The following is a 14,011-nucleotide window of genomic DNA, read 5'->3' as shown; positions in this document are numbered from 1 at the left end:
CAGCCCGGCTTGGAGGCCATTGTGATCGAAGTTTCGTCAGTCGAAGCGGCCCAGTGCATCAGGGATGGCGACACGATCGCTATCACCGGAAATGGCGGAGGTATGCTTGAGGCAGATGAAATCTTCGCGGCGATAGAGGCGCGCTTCCTGGCGAGCGGACATCCGCGCGATCTGACGCTGGTTCATGCCCTCGGGGTTGGCGATGCCGACAGGCGGGGCGTCAATCGTTTTGCGCATGAGGGAATGGTGCGCCGCGTGGTCGGCGGTCACTGGTCGTGGTCGCCGCGGATGCAGAAGCTGGCGCGGGACAATAAGATCGAAGCGTTCACGCTGCCGTCCGGGGTTATCTCGCTCTTGATGCGGGAGACGGGCGCGAAACGTCCGGGGCTGATCACCCGCGTGGGGCTGAACACGGCGTATGATCCGCGTCTGGGTGGAGGTGCTGCCAACGATGCCGCCAAGGCGGCTCGTCCGATCAGCGAGATCGTGACGCTTGGCGGAGAGGACTACATCCGTTACCTGCCGATCCGGCCGGATATCGCTATCGTGCGCGGCACCTATTGCGACGAGCTGGGCAATATCTCCTGCGCCGAGGAAGCGGGCGATCTCGATGCGCATGCGGTCGCGCTTGCCGCCCGCAATTCGGGAGGCCGCGTACTGGTGCAGGTCCGCGAGAAGCGGAAATCCTCGGATTGCATCGCGCGTCTCGTGCAGGTGCCGGGCGTTCTCGTGGATCAGGTCGTTCTGGCGCCGAACCAGCCGCAGACGCATGTTGGTGGCTACGAGCCGAGCATTGCCGGGGTGCCTCACGCAGCGCCTGCGCCGGATACGAAATTCGCGGGCCTGTCCTTGCCAAGCGGTGCGCGCGGGATCATCGCGCGTCGCGCTGCGGGCGAAATCCGCGCGGGGCAGTCCGTCAACTTCGGCTTTGGTATTCCCGGTGGAATTGCCGCGGTTCTGACGGCGCAGGCGCGGCTCAAGGATATCTGGCTCACCGTCGAGCAGGGGATTCACAACGGACAGCTCATAGACGGTGCGCTCTTCGGAGCGGCAGCCTTCCCCAGTGCCATCATGCGGTCGACCGATCAATTCGACTTCTATAGCGGCGGCGGTGTCGACATTGCGTTTCTGGGGGCCGGTGAGATCGACGCGAAGGGCAACGTAAATGTCTCACGGCTGGGCCGGGACGTCGTAGGGCCCGGAGGCTTTGTCGATATCTCGCAGGGGGCGAAGTCCGTGGTCTTTTGCGGGACCTTCGAGGCGAGCGGCCTTTCGGTGCACGCCAGCGGAGGGCGGTTGAGTATCGACAAGGACGGCAGCATTCCGAAATTCGTGGAGGACGTGCGCGAGGTCACGTTCTGCGGGCCGTCCGCGCTCGCGAAGGGGCAATCGGTGCTCTACGTGACCGAGCGCGCCGTCTTCCGACTGACCAAGGACGGTCTCACCCTCGTCGAGGTGGCGCCCGGTATCGATGCCGAACGGCAGGTCCTCGACCGCATGGCTTTCCGGCCGCAGGTTGCGTCCGATCTGGCGGCGATGGATGCGCGCTGCTTTGTCGAAGATTTTGGCGGTGATGGCGGCGCGTCTCTGGCGAAGGCGGGAGGCGGTCATGCTTGACGACGCCAAGCGGCGTCTGGAGACGCCCACACGCTATCGCAACTTCATCGCTGGGCAGTTCGCCGAGGCGTCGGATGGTGGCGTGATCGAGCGGGAAAGCCCGGCACATCGGCGCCTTGTAAGCCTGTATCCAGCATCAACGCGCGACGATGCCGAGGCGGCGATTGCCGCTGCGCGCCACAGCTTCGACGCGGGGGGATGGGCCTTCTCCTATTGCGGTGAGCGCGCGCGCATTCTGCGCGAGGTCGCGCGGCTGATCCGCCAGAACGCTGAAGAGTTGGCCCTGGTCGAAACGTTGGAAACGTCGAAGCCGCTGGACGCGGCGCGCGGCGAAGTGATGTTTGCCGCCGAACTCTGGGATTACGCAGCGGGCGCCGCGCGGATGCTGTCGGGCGATAGCCACAACACCCTCGGCGCGGACATGCTTGGTCTTGTCCTGCGCGAGCCTATCGGGGTGGTGGGCATTATCACGCCTTGGAATTTTCCCTTCCTGATCCTCTCCGAGCGCTTGCCCTTCGCGCTTGCGGCCGGGTGTTCGGTGGTGGTCAAGCCGAGCGAATTCACCTCCGGCACTGCCTTGATACTGGCCAGCTATCTGAAAGATGCGGGTCTGCCCGATGGCGTCTGCAACATCTTGGCCGGCACGGGCGATCCGGTGGGGCAAGCCATTCTCGACAGCGATGACGTGGATATGGTGGCCTTTACCGGGTCGAGCCGGGTCGGGCGCGCGGCGATTGCGGCATCCGCAGGGAATATCAAGAAGCTGTCTCTGGAGCTCGGGGGCAAGTCTCCCTCGGTCGTGTTCGCGGATTGTGACATCGAGGCGGCTGTCGACGGTGTGATCAAGGCCGCCACGGTCAACATGGGCGAGTGCTGCATCGCCGGCTCGCGCCTTCTGGTCGAGGCGTCGATCGCTGAAACCTTCCAGGAGCGCATCGCTGAACGGCTGGGCGATCTGCGCATGGGGGACCCGCTGGACCCCACGTCGCGGATCGGCGCTATCATCAATCAGGCGCAGTTCGACCGCATCGACATGCTCGTCAGGGACGGGGTGCAAGACGGGGCGCGCGTCGTCTGTGGCGGCGATCCCGAGAATTACTCCGGCCTTTTCTATCCGCCGACCGTTCTGGCCGATGTCACGCCGGGAATGGCGGTGGCCCGCGAAGAGATCTTCGGGCCGGTTCTGTCGGTGATGTCTTTCGATACGCCCGATCAGGCGATCCGGCTGGCCAATGCCACCGAGTACGGTCTGGCCGCCTATGTCTGGACCAACGACCTTTCCACCGCGCTCGATTGCTCGCGTCGGATCAGGGCGGGGCGTGTTTGGGTCAATGCGGCGCTTCAGGGATATCCGGAACTGCCCCTCGGCGGTTTCAAGCAGTCCGGGAATGGACGCGAGACGGGGCGCTACGGCCTCGATGAGTATACCGAGTTGAAATCCGTCCATCTGCAGGTCGGTCGTCAGCCGGAAAGATGGGTCGAGGGCGCATGACGGCGCTCGTGAACAGAAAGGGTCGTGCGCATGGCTGATGTGGTTCTGAAAGACGTGCGGAAATCCTTCGGTGCGGTCGACGTTATCAAGGGGGTCGATCTGGAGGCGAAGCACGGCGAATTCGTCGTCTTCGTCGGGCCGTCGGGATGCGGAAAATCCACGCTTCTCAGGATGATCTGCGGGCTGGAGAAGATCACTTCCGGCCAGCTCCTGATCGGGGACGAGGACATGAGCGACGTCGAGGCGTCGGATCGGGGCACAGCGATGGTTTTCCAGTCTTACGCGCTTTACCCGCACATGAGCGTTGCCGACAATATGAGCTTCGGGCTGCGCATGGCGAAGACGCCTCAGAAGGTTGTCGAAAGCCGCGTGAAGAAAGCGGCGGAAATCCTTCAGATCACTCACCTTCTGGATCGTAAGCCCAAGGACATGTCGGGCGGCCAGCGTCAGCGGGTGGCCATCGGGCGCGCCATCGTGCGTGAGCCGAAGGTCTTTCTGTTCGACGAGCCGCTGTCGAACCTCGACGCCGAACTCAGGGTTCAGATGCGAGTCGAGCTGTCCAAGCTTCACAACGAGATCGGCGCGACGATGATCTACGTCACGCACGATCAGGTCGAGGCTATGACCATGGCGGACAAGATTGTCGTCTTGCGCGACGGCAGGATCGAGCAGATCGGCTCGCCGCTCGATCTCTACATGTCGCCCGACAACAAATTCGTCGCCGGTTTCATTGGCTCGCCCAGAATGAACTTCCTGCGCGCCCAGATTGTCGGGAGCGCGAACGGTCATGCTCAGGTCTCGGTCCCCGATGCGCCGGATCACGTGCTGCATATTCCTCTCAGGGATGCCGCTGACGTGTCCACGGGGCAGGAGGTTACCATCGGAATCCGGCCCGAGCATTTCCTTGGAACACCCGAGGGGCCGGGTCTGAAGGTCACCATCGATGTGGTCGAGAACCTTGGCGGGATTGCCTACGCTTATGGTCGGACGAATGCGATGCAAGACGTCATACTCAAGGCCGAAAGCGAGACGCCGCCGCGCTCGGGTATGGCTGTCACGGCCTCGATCAATGACGCCTATTGCCATCTGTTCGATAAGGAAGGCCGAACGCTGAGCACATCCGCCGGAGCGATCCGGTCGCAGGACGCTGCCGCATGAGCGATGCGCACGGACATCTGCTGCCGCCCGGCAAATACTTTCACGACGATCTGTCGGTCGGTGCCCATTTCCGAACGGGACGGATTACCGTGACCGAGGCCCATATCGTGGCCTTCGCGGGTCTGTCCGGTGACTTTTTCGACGTCCACATGGATGACGATTTCGCCCGCGCGCAGGGCTTTCCGGGGCGTATCGCGCACGGTCTGATGGGGCTTTGCATGGTCGATGGTCTGAAGAACCGCTCCGATGTGCAATTGCAGGCGGTCGCATCGCTTGGGTGGACGGAGTGGTCCTTCAAGGCCCCGATCCTGCCGGGGGACAGCATTGGGGCCACGATCACGGTCGAAGAGATGCGGCTGACATCCGCGGGCGACCGTGGCGTGGTGCATCTTGGGTTCGACGTTCGAAATCAGAACGATGTCACGGTTCAGGCCGGACGAAACGCGCTCCTGATGCGCCGAGACAACAAGGAATAGGGCTTTGCTACAGGGAAGTAACTCACCGGTGAGTGCTAGCAAAGGTCTGATCGCCCGATCCACCGGGCAAGGGACTGGCCATGCCTTTTGGCCGACTACTTGGTCCGCGGATCGCGGCCGCTTCTACAGAAAGGGAGAGAGATGAAATACTTCAGAACAACCGTATGCGCCCTGGCGCTCGCGGCCGTCGCGACAACCGCCAACGCGCGTGATCTCGTGATGAATGCGAACACGTCGGATCCTGCGCAGAAACAGGCGATGGAAGACCTGATCGCGGATTTCGAGGCCGCGTATCCGGACATCGACGTCAAATTCAACCTGTATGACCACGAGGCCTTCAAGGTCGCGATGCGGAACTTCCTCGTATCGGATGCGCCCGACCTCATCACCTGGAACGCCGGCAACCGGATGAAGGTCTTCGTCGACCTCGGGCTTCTGGAAGACGTCTCGGATGTCTGGGAGGCGGAAGGTCTTTACGAGAAAATGCCTGCCGTCGTCGGCGCCTCCTCGGTGGACGGCAAGCAGTACGGCGTTCCTTACGCCTACTACGCTTGGGGTTTCTACTACCGGCAGGATCTCTTCGATCAGGCAGGCATCACCGAGACGCCCACCACCTGGGAAGAGTTTCTCGATGTGGGCGCCAAGCTGAACGCCGCCGGGATCACTCCGGTCACCATCGGGACCAAGAACCTCTGGCCCGCCGCCGGCTGGTTCGACTTCCTGAACCTGCGGGTGAACGGCGTCGATTTCCATGCCGAGCTGATGGACGGCAAGGTCAAATACACCGATGAGCGCGTGAAGAACGTCTTCGCGAAATGGGCCGAGCTGGTCGAGGCGGACTTCTTCGTCGAGAACCACCCCGCCTATTCCTTCCAGGAAGCGCTGCCCTTCATGAACCAGGGCGACGCGGCGATGTATCTTCTGGCCCCCTTCATCGTGTCGATGTTCCCCGAGGATGTCCGCGCCAAGGTGGAATGGTTCCCGTTCCCGATCATCGACGAGGCCGTCGGCATCTACGAGGATGCGCCGACCGACAGCTTCCACATCCCGGTCAACGCAAAGAACAAGGACGACGCGCGTCTGTTCCTTGCCTTTGCAGCTCAGGCTGACAATCAGACGAAGACGGCCGGTACGCTCGACATGCTGCCGCCGAACGTCAACGCGTCGGTCAAGGACGACCGGTTTGCCAAGGGCGGTTTCGCCCAGCTCAGCAAGGCGGACGGGATCATGCAGTTCTATGACCGCGACACCGATCCGGCACTGGCGAAGGTCGGGATGCAGGGCTTCCAGGAGTTCCTGCAGAACCCCGACCGCATCGACCAGATCCTAGAACGGATCGAAGCCGAGCGCGCCCGCATCTACGGACCACTCTGATCGGATGCGCACGGGACCGGCAGTCCTCCGCCGGTCCCACCCCAACCCCAGGACGTCCCGATGGCTGAGACACAGACAATGCCCGCCGCAAGACCGGTCAGCACAAGACGGAACACCACCTTCTTCAGCAGGAACAAGCTGGTCATCATGCCGCTTGTCTTCATCGCGCCCGCGCTGGCGATGTTCTCGCTCTTCGTGATCTGGCCGATCCTGCAATCGATCTCGCTGTCCTTCACCGAATGGCAGGGGATCGGGCCGAAGAAATGGGTCGGGCTGAGCAACTACCGGTATCTCTTTAGTGACCCGGTTTTCTGGACCTCGCTCGTCAACAACATCTACTGGCTGGTGCTGTTCCTTCTGGCCCCGGTGTTCGGACTTCTCGTCGCACTCTTTCTGAACCAGACCGTGTTCGGCATCCGGCTTGTCAAATCGCTCTTCTTCTTTCCCTTCGTCGTCTCGCAGATCGTCGTCGGCCTTGTCTTCGCGTGGTTCTACGACCCGGCCTTCGGATTGCTTGCCACGATCCTCGAGCCCTTCGGCATCGAGTTTCCGCCGATCCTCGCGGACGAGGACTGGGCGACCTTCGGGATTATCGTGGCGGGCCTCTGGCCGCAGACTGCCTATTGCATGATCCTCTACCTGACCGGTCTCAACAGCGTGAACCCCGAGATGATCGAGGCGGCACGGCTGGATGGTGCCAAGGGCTGGAGGCTTCTGGTCAAGATCGTTCTGCCGCAGCTTCGCGCCGCAACCTTCATCGCGCTCGTCGTCACCGTGATCGGCGCGCTGCGGTCCTTCGACCTTGTGGCCGTCATGACCGAGGGCGGGCCTTACAACTCGTCCAACGTGCTGGCCTATTACATGTATGACAACGCGATCTTCCGCTACCGAATGGGCTATGCGTCAGCGATCGCGACTGTCCTCTTCATGATCATGAACGTCTACATCATCTGGTTCCTTCTCAGGCTCTGGAAGAACGAGAAGGGTGCCCGCTGATGTTTCCGAGACCGATACAGGACGCCAGCCCGAGGGCTCAGCTTCTCTACAAGATCGCGCTGCCGGTGTCGCTGATCATCTGGCTGCTGCCGATGATCGCGATCGTGGCGACGGCGGGCCGATCCCTGTCCGACCTCAACTACGGCAACTACTGGGGTGTGCCGACCGAATGGGCCTTTATCGAGAATTTCTCGTCCGTCTTCGGCTCGTCCTCAATCGGCAACTACCTTCTGAACAGCGTCATCATAACGATCCCGTCGATCATCGGTGCACTGTTCCTGTCGACGCTCGCCGGTGCAGGGTTGGCGCTTTACAAGTTCCGGGGGCGGTTCGTCATTCTGGCGCTCTTCATCGCGGGCAACTTCGTGCCGTTCCAGATCCTGATGATCCCGGTCCGGCAACTGACGCTGGATCTGGGGATCTACGACACTTATTGGGGCGTGATCCTTTTCCAGATCGCCTTTCAGACAGGGTTCTGCACGTTCTTCATGCGGAACTTCATTGCAGATCTTCCTTTCGAACTGGTCGAGGCGGCGCGGGCCGAGGGGGTCAGCGAATGGAAGATCCTGATCCATGTCATCGTGCCCCTGGTGCGCCCTGCGCTGGCCGCGCTGGCGGTGCTTCAGTTCACCTTCATCTGGAACGATTTCTTCTGGCCGCTGATCCTGATCCAGTCAGACGAGCTCAGGCCGATCACTCTGGGGCTGACCACGCTCAAGGGACAATACATCTCATCGTTCAATCTTCTTGCGGCAGGGTCGTTGATCGCGGCGCTTCCGCCGGTCATGATGTTCTTTGCGATGCAGCGTCACTTCATCGCGGGCCTGACGCTTGGCGCCAGCAAGGGCTGAGTGACGAAGAGATGAGGACAGCAGATGACCCAGACCGTGGCGAGAAAACCCCGAGTGCGGCGTACCGGTCGGAATGCCGATCAGGCCAAGGCGGACTTGCTGGAGTCGGCCCGTCGCGAATTCGCGGACAAGGGGTTCGCTCTGGCCGGGATCGAGGGGATCGCCGAGCCGACGGGTCTCAACAAGAAGATGATCTATCACTACTTCGGCTCGAAAGAGGACCTCTATATCGAAGTGCTGCGCGAGGCCTATCTCGGCATCCGCAAGATGGAGGAGGCGCTTCCGCTGGAGGAACTCGAACCGCTTCAGGCCATCGAGACCCTCGTCGAGGCGACGTGGGACTACTACGTGGCCAACCCCGATTTCATCGCCTTGGTGAACCAGGAAAACCTTCTCGGGGCGGTCTATCTGAAAAAGTCGGGCATCGTGAAACGTCGGACCAGCGTGCTTTTGAAGCGCGTTCGAGCGATCCTGGAAAAGGGCGTCGAGCAGGGCAAAATACGGCCCGGTATCGACGCGCTTCAGCTCAACAACTCGATTGCGGGGCTCGGGTTTTACTACCTCAACAACCGGTTCACCAATTCTCAGATCTACAACTTCGATCACATGACGAAAAAGGCGCTGGCGGCGCGGCGCGCCTTCATGGTGGATTTCGTCATGCGTTCGATCATGTCGAAGGAAGAGATCGCGCGACGCGAATGACGAGGGCCCATGCCGCAGACCGCCTATAGCCACATCATCGTCGGCGGCGGGACTGCGGGATGCGTCCTTGCCGCGCGGCTGAGCGAGAACACCGCCAATTCCGTCCTTCTGCTCGAAGCGGGAGCCCACGACTGGCACCCCTATATCCACATGCCGGTCGGCTTCGCCAAAATGACCGGTGGAGGTCTGACATGGGGATACAGAACCGAACCGCAGAAGCATGCAGGCGGCCGCCGCATCCCCTATGCACAGGCGCGCGTTCTGGGCGGCGGAAGTTCTATCAATGCCGAGGTTTTCACGCGCGGTGTCCCAGCCGACTATGACCGTTGGGCGAATGAAGAGGGCTGCCCGGGCTGGTCTTTCGCGGACGTTCAGCCCTATTTCCTCCGCTCCGAGGGGAACACGGCATTGGCCGATGAGTGGCATGGCACCGATGGGCCACTTGGCGTCTCGAACATTGCGCATCCGCAACCGATGACGCGGGCCTTCGTCATGGCGTGTCAGCAATACGGCATTCCCTTCAACCATGACTTCAACGGCAAGACGCAGGCGGGGGCCGGTTACTATCAGCTAAACGTTGTGAACGGGCGCCGATGCTCGGCGGCCAGGGGCTATCTTGACCCGGTGCGGCGGCGGTCGAACCTGACTGTGCGCACGCGGGCGGCCAGTCAGCATCTGCTTTTCGACGGCCATCGCGCCGTGGGCGTCGCATATCGCCATGGCGGCAGCCTGCACGAGGTTTGCACGGACGGCGAGGTCATCGTTACCGCGGGGGCGATCGGATCGCCCAAGCTGCTGATGCTGTCCGGCCTTGGCCCGGCCGACCATCTGAGGTCGCTCGGGATCGAGGTGCACGCCGACATTGCCGAAGTGGGCGAGAACCTTGCCGACCACGTGAATATCGACCTCGTGGCGGAACTTCATGGGCATGAGAGCCTCGACAAATACCGCAAGCCGCATCTGGCGGCATGGGCCGGGCTTCAATACGCCCTGTTCCGCAGCGGTCCCGTGGCCAGCAACGTGGTCGAAGGCGGGCTCTTCTGGCACTCCGGCGATGATCGCGGGATACCCGACCTTCAGTACCACTTCCTTGCCGGCGCCTCGGCAGAAGACGGGGTCGGCGGTGTAAGGCCGGGCTGTTCCGGGATCACGCTGAATTGCTACGGGCTGAGGCCCAAGGCGCGGGGTACCGTCCGGCTGTCCTCGGCGAACCCTGATCGTGCGCCCCTGATCGACCCGAATTTCATGGGTCACCCCGATGATCTCGAAACGACCGTCCGCGGCCTCAAGATCAGTCGAGAGATCATGTCACAACCCGCGCTTGCCAAATACGTGCGGCGCGTCGTGCTGCCGGATGATACGCTGAGGACGGACGAGGAACTGGGCGACTTCGTGACCAATCACTGCCGCACCTCCTATCATCCTGTCGGAACCTGCCGGATGGGCTCGGATGACCGTAGTGTCGTCGATACAGATCTGAAGGTGAGGGGTGTCGAAGGGCTTCGGGTCTGCGACAGCAGTGTCTTTCCCAGTTTGGTGGGATCAAACACCAACGCGCCGACGGCGATGCTGGCCGAGAAGGCGAGCGATCTGATCGGCGGATAATCCGAAGGCGCTCAGTCTTGAATGGGCAGGGGCGCGCGGTCCGGTGTGCCATCACGGTAGGATGGACTGCTTGCGGTGTCGTGGGCGCTTGTTCATTTCTTCCTTCCAGGCGCCGGAAAGGTGGGCCTTGGCAGAGCCGGACTCGCCATTTGATGCCGGTTTGCATATGTCGTGTCGAAATCGAGGCCGTGGTCGTCAGGTCGTTCCTGAGCACGGTGGAGGTAAACTGCACGCCCGACCAAAGCTGATTGCGGCCTCTGAACATCTCGCGTGAAACCCGAAGATTGGTCCATAAGACACTGAAAATGAGTAAGTCTGACTTGGAATTCCATAACCGCCTTAGTGTGGCGCCGATGATGGACTGGACTGACCGGCACTGCCGGGCGTTTCATCGCGTGCTGTCGCGGGAGGTGCTTCTCTATACCGAAATGGTCACGGCGCCGGCACTGGTGCGTGGCGGGGCACGGCATCTCTTGCGGTTCGATGCAAAGGAACACCCGGTCGCGTTGCAGCTTGGCGGCTCCGATCCCGCCGAACTGGCAGAAGCCGCGAGGATGGGTGCGGATGAAGGCTATGACGAGATCAATCTGAATGTCGGATGTCCGTCTGACCGGGTGCAATCCGGTACGTTCGGCGCGGTGCTCATGAAGACGCCCGATCTGGTTGCCGAATGCGTGACGGCGATGATGGCCGCCGTCGACGTGCCGGTCACGGTGAAATGCCGGATCGGCGTTGACGCTCAGGCGCCAGACGAGGTGTTGCCCGACTTCCTTGGGAAGATGCAGGCAGCTGGCGCCACCCGTATCGCGATCCATGCGCGCAAGGCCTGGCTTCAGGGTCTGAGCCCGAAAGAGAACCGCGATATCCCGCCTCTCGACTATGACCTCGTGCTGGCGATGAAGGAGAGCTTTCCGGCGTTGCACCTGTCCGTCAACGGCGGGATCGACAGCCTGGATCAGGCTGGACAGTTCCTTGCGCGCGGTATGGACGGCGTGATGATCGGTCGCGCGGCCTATCATGACCCCTGGGCCATTCTGGGCGAGGCCGATGCGCGCATCTTCGGCAAACCTTCCCCCGTCAGCACACCGCACGAGGCGGCGCTGGCCATGATCCCCCATATCGAGGCGCATCTTGCCGAAGGTGGGCGGCTTCATTCGGTGACGAGGCACATGCTGGGTCTTTTCGCGGGCCGGCCCGGAGCACGGGCATGGCGGAGACGGCTCTCCGAGGGCGCGACGCAGGACGGGGCAGGGGTCGAGCTTCTGCGTCAGGCGCTCGATGCCGTGCCCGAGGCGGACGCAGCCTGACGTGTCTCCGCATCGGCGCGGCAGTCGATGCCAGCCGAGACCTGAGCTTTTCGGTGCCCGGTACTGTCCGACTTCTTCACGTACCTCGAAAAACGCTTTAGGTCGGGCGCATGGATATGGATTTCATTACCACACTGGCCTTCTATCTGGTTCCTGCGGGCGCCTTCGCCGGTGTTCTCGCCGGGCTTCTGGGCGTGGGAGGCGGCATCGTTCTGGTGCCCGCCTTTCTCGCGGCGTTCACGGCGCTCGGTTATGACAGCCCGGCGCTGATGCAGCTTTGTCTAGGGACGTCGCTCGCCACGATTATCGTGACTTCGATCCGCTCGCTCGGACGCCACAAGCGGCATGACGCCGTGGACAGCGGCATCTTAAAGACCTGGGCGCCGGGGATCGCCGTGGGCGCTCTGATCGGCGTTGTGGTTGCGAACCGGCTCGGCTCGGACGCGCTCGAAGCCATCTTCGGCGGCCTGACGATCCTCGTGGGCTCGTGGCTGATCTTCGGGCGAGAGGGGTTCCGGCTGGGCGACGACATGCCGACAGGCGGATTGCGGGCGGGTCTTTCGGCCGGGACGGGGCTTCTTTCCACCCTGATGGGGATCGGGGGCGGCTCCATCGGCGTGCCGCTGATGACCGCTTTCGGGCGCCCGGTGCACAAGGCGGTCGGCACCGCTGCGGGCTTTGGTCTTCTGATCGCTGTGCCGTCCGTTCTGGGCTTTCTCGTGTCGTCCATCCCGGTCGATGAGAGGCCGCCCATGACGGTCGGTTCCGTGAACTGGCCGGCTTTCGCCATCGTGATCGCGATGACATGGGCCACGACGCCGATTGGCGTGGCGCTGGCGCACCGCCTTCCCGCAAAGCGGCTTCGGCGGTTCTTCGGTGGGTTTCTGTTGCTCGTGGGCGCGCGGATCGCATGGGGCGCGCTCGCCGGCTGAGAGCCCGCGGCGTCTTGGACCAGCAATGAAAAAAGGGCGCCCCGTTTGGAGCGCCCTTTCCGTTATTCCACAGCGGCTTAGCAGCTGTAGTACATTTTGAATTCCATCGGGTGCGGAGTGTGCTCGTAGGCGTAGATCTCTTCCCACTTGAGGTCCATGTAGCCTTCGATCTGGTCCTTCGTGAAGACGTCGCCCTGCAGCAGGAAGTCCATGTCGGCTTCCAGCTCTTCCAGAGCTTCACGCAGGCTGGCGCAGACCGTCGGGATGCCTTCCAACTCTTCCGGCGGCAGATCGTAGAGGTCCTTGTCCATGGCTTCGCCCGGATCGATCTTGTTCTTGATGCCGTCGAGGCCGGCCATCAGAAGAGCCGAGAAGCACAGATACGGGTTCGACGAAGGGTCGGGGAAGCGGGCCTCGACGCGCTTGGCTTTCGGGCTTTCCGTCCACGGAATACGCACGCAGCCCGAACGGTTCCGGGCCGAGTAGGCGCGGAGAACCGGGGCTTCGAAGCCCGGGATCAGCCGCTTGTACGAGTTGGTCGAGGGGTTGGTGAAGGCGTTGAGCGCCTTGGCGTGCTTCAGGATGCCGCCGATGTAGTAGAGCGCTTCCTGGCTTAGGTCGGCGTATTTGTCGCCGGCGAAGAGCGGCTTGCCGTCCTTCCAGATCGACATGTTGACGTGCATGCCCGTGCCGTTGTCGCCCGCGATGGGCTTCGGCATGAAGGTCGCCGACTTGCCGTAGGCATGGGCAACCTGGTGGATGACGTACTTGTACTTCTGAAGCTGGTCAGCCTGGTCGGTCAGCGACGAGAAGATCAGGCCAAGCTCGTGCTGGCACGACGCCACTTCGTGGTGGTGCTTGTCGACCTTCATGCCCATGCGCTTCATGGTGGACAGCATTTCCGAACGCAGGTCCTGCGCATCGTCCACCGGCGGGACCGGGAAGTAGCCGCCCTTGACGCCGGGGCGGTGGCCCATGTTGCCCATCTCGTAGTCGGTATCGGTGTTCCATGCGGCGTCGATCGCGTCGACCTCGTAGGACACCTTGTTCATCGAGACCGAGTACTTCACGTCGTCGAACAGGAAGAATTCGGCTTCCGGGCCCATGTAGGCCACATCGCCGATGCCGCTGGACTTCAGATAGGCTTCGGCTTTCTCGGCGGTCGAACGCGGGTCGCGGTCATAGGCCTCGCCGGTGTCGGGTTCGACGACCGAGCAATGCACGGCCAGCGTCTTTTCGGCAAAGAACGGGTCCATGTAGGCCGAGGTAGTGTCGGGCATCAGTTTCATGTCCGACTGGTCGATCGACTTCCAGCCTGCGATGGACGAGCCATCGAACATGAAGCCTTCTTCGAGGAAATCCTCGTCGACCTGGTCCGACATGACCGTCACGTGCTGCAGCTTGCCGCGCGGATCGGTGAAGCGGATGTCGACATATTCGACGTCCTCGTCCTTGATCGTCTTCAAGACGTCCTTGTTGCTCATGGAACCCTCTTCCCTTT

Annotated in this window: 12 protein-coding genes; 11 read left to right on the top strand and 1 reads right to left on the bottom strand. The window is 62.2% G+C overall.

Annotation, left to right across the window (positions count from 1 at the left end; genetic code table 11):
• Positions 1–21 precede the first annotated feature (21 nt).
• The 11 genes from GQ651_RS05835 (at position 22) to GQ651_RS05785 (ending at position 12,510) form a co-directional block, all read left to right on the top strand.
• The gene (locus GQ651_RS05835; protein WP_319637336.1) at positions 22–1,617 is read left to right on the top strand and encodes an acyl CoA:acetate/3-ketoacid CoA transferase; all 1,596 of its coding nucleotides are present in this window, start codon (positions 22–24) and stop codon (positions 1,615–1,617) included.
• Positions 1,610–3,109 carry an aldehyde dehydrogenase family protein gene (locus GQ651_RS05830; protein ID WP_160763241.1) on the top strand — a complete coding sequence of 500 codons (1,500 nt, stop codon included), beginning with the start codon at positions 1,610–1,612 and terminating at the stop codon, positions 3,107–3,109. The genes GQ651_RS05835 and GQ651_RS05830 overlap by 8 nt, the downstream gene beginning before the upstream one ends.
• A gap of 30 nt (positions 3,110–3,139) precedes the next feature.
• Positions 3,140–4,267 (top strand): ABC transporter ATP-binding protein, encoded by a 1,128-nt coding sequence (locus GQ651_RS05825; protein WP_160763240.1) that lies wholly within the window; start codon positions 3,140–3,142, stop codon positions 4,265–4,267.
• Positions 4,264–4,743, top strand: coding sequence for a MaoC family dehydratase (locus GQ651_RS05820; protein ID WP_160763239.1), 480 nt, complete (start codon positions 4,264–4,266; stop codon positions 4,741–4,743). Before GQ651_RS05825 ends, GQ651_RS05820 begins: the two co-directional genes overlap by 4 nt.
• A 141-nt stretch (positions 4,744–4,884) precedes the next feature.
• Positions 4,885–6,117: an ABC transporter substrate-binding protein gene (locus GQ651_RS05815; RefSeq protein WP_160763238.1), complete on the top strand. Its 1,233-nt coding sequence runs from the start codon at positions 4,885–4,887 to the stop codon at positions 6,115–6,117.
• A 60-nt stretch (positions 6,118–6,177) separates the two neighbouring features.
• Complete coding sequence (locus GQ651_RS05810) at positions 6,178–7,113, top strand: carbohydrate ABC transporter permease (RefSeq protein ID WP_227257970.1); 936 nt, start codon at positions 6,178–6,180, stop codon at positions 7,111–7,113.
• Positions 7,113–7,964, top strand: coding sequence for a carbohydrate ABC transporter permease (locus GQ651_RS05805; RefSeq protein WP_160763237.1), 852 nt, complete (start codon positions 7,113–7,115; stop codon positions 7,962–7,964). The genes GQ651_RS05810 and GQ651_RS05805 overlap by 1 nt, the downstream gene beginning before the upstream one ends.
• A gap of 24 nt (positions 7,965–7,988) precedes the next feature.
• Positions 7,989–8,666, top strand: a complete 678-nt coding sequence (locus GQ651_RS05800) for a TetR/AcrR family transcriptional regulator (RefSeq protein ID WP_160763236.1) — start codon at positions 7,989–7,991, stop codon at positions 8,664–8,666.
• A gap of 9 nt (positions 8,667–8,675) precedes the next feature.
• The gene (locus tag GQ651_RS05795) at positions 8,676–10,271 is read left to right on the top strand and encodes a GMC family oxidoreductase (protein WP_160763235.1); all 1,596 of its coding nucleotides are present in this window, start codon (positions 8,676–8,678) and stop codon (positions 10,269–10,271) included.
• A gap of 305 nt (positions 10,272–10,576) precedes the next feature.
• Positions 10,577–11,578, top strand: coding sequence for a tRNA dihydrouridine(20/20a) synthase DusA (dusA, locus tag GQ651_RS05790; RefSeq protein ID WP_160763234.1), 1,002 nt, complete (start codon positions 10,577–10,579; stop codon positions 11,576–11,578).
• Positions 11,579–11,688: 110 nt separating this feature from the next.
• A complete protein-coding gene (locus GQ651_RS05785) occupies positions 11,689–12,510 on the top strand; it encodes a sulfite exporter TauE/SafE family protein (protein ID WP_160763233.1) in 822 nt (273 codons plus the stop codon).
• Positions 12,511–12,587: 77 nt separating this feature from the next.
• Here GQ651_RS05785 and glnA read toward each other — a convergent pair whose 3' ends face one another.
• Positions 12,588–13,994, bottom strand: a complete 1,407-nt coding sequence (gene glnA / locus GQ651_RS05780) for a type I glutamate--ammonia ligase (RefSeq protein ID WP_160763232.1) — start codon at positions 13,992–13,994, stop codon at positions 12,588–12,590.
• Positions 13,995–14,011: the final 17 nt, after the last annotated feature.

Origin of the sequence: Kangsaoukella pontilimi, assembly GCF_009830125.1 — a bacterium.
Classification (GTDB): Bacteria; Pseudomonadota; Alphaproteobacteria; order Rhodobacterales; family Rhodobacteraceae; genus Kangsaoukella; species Kangsaoukella pontilimi.
Note: the sequence above shows the minus strand (reverse complement) of the source record. Positions and strands in the feature narration are given on the sequence as shown.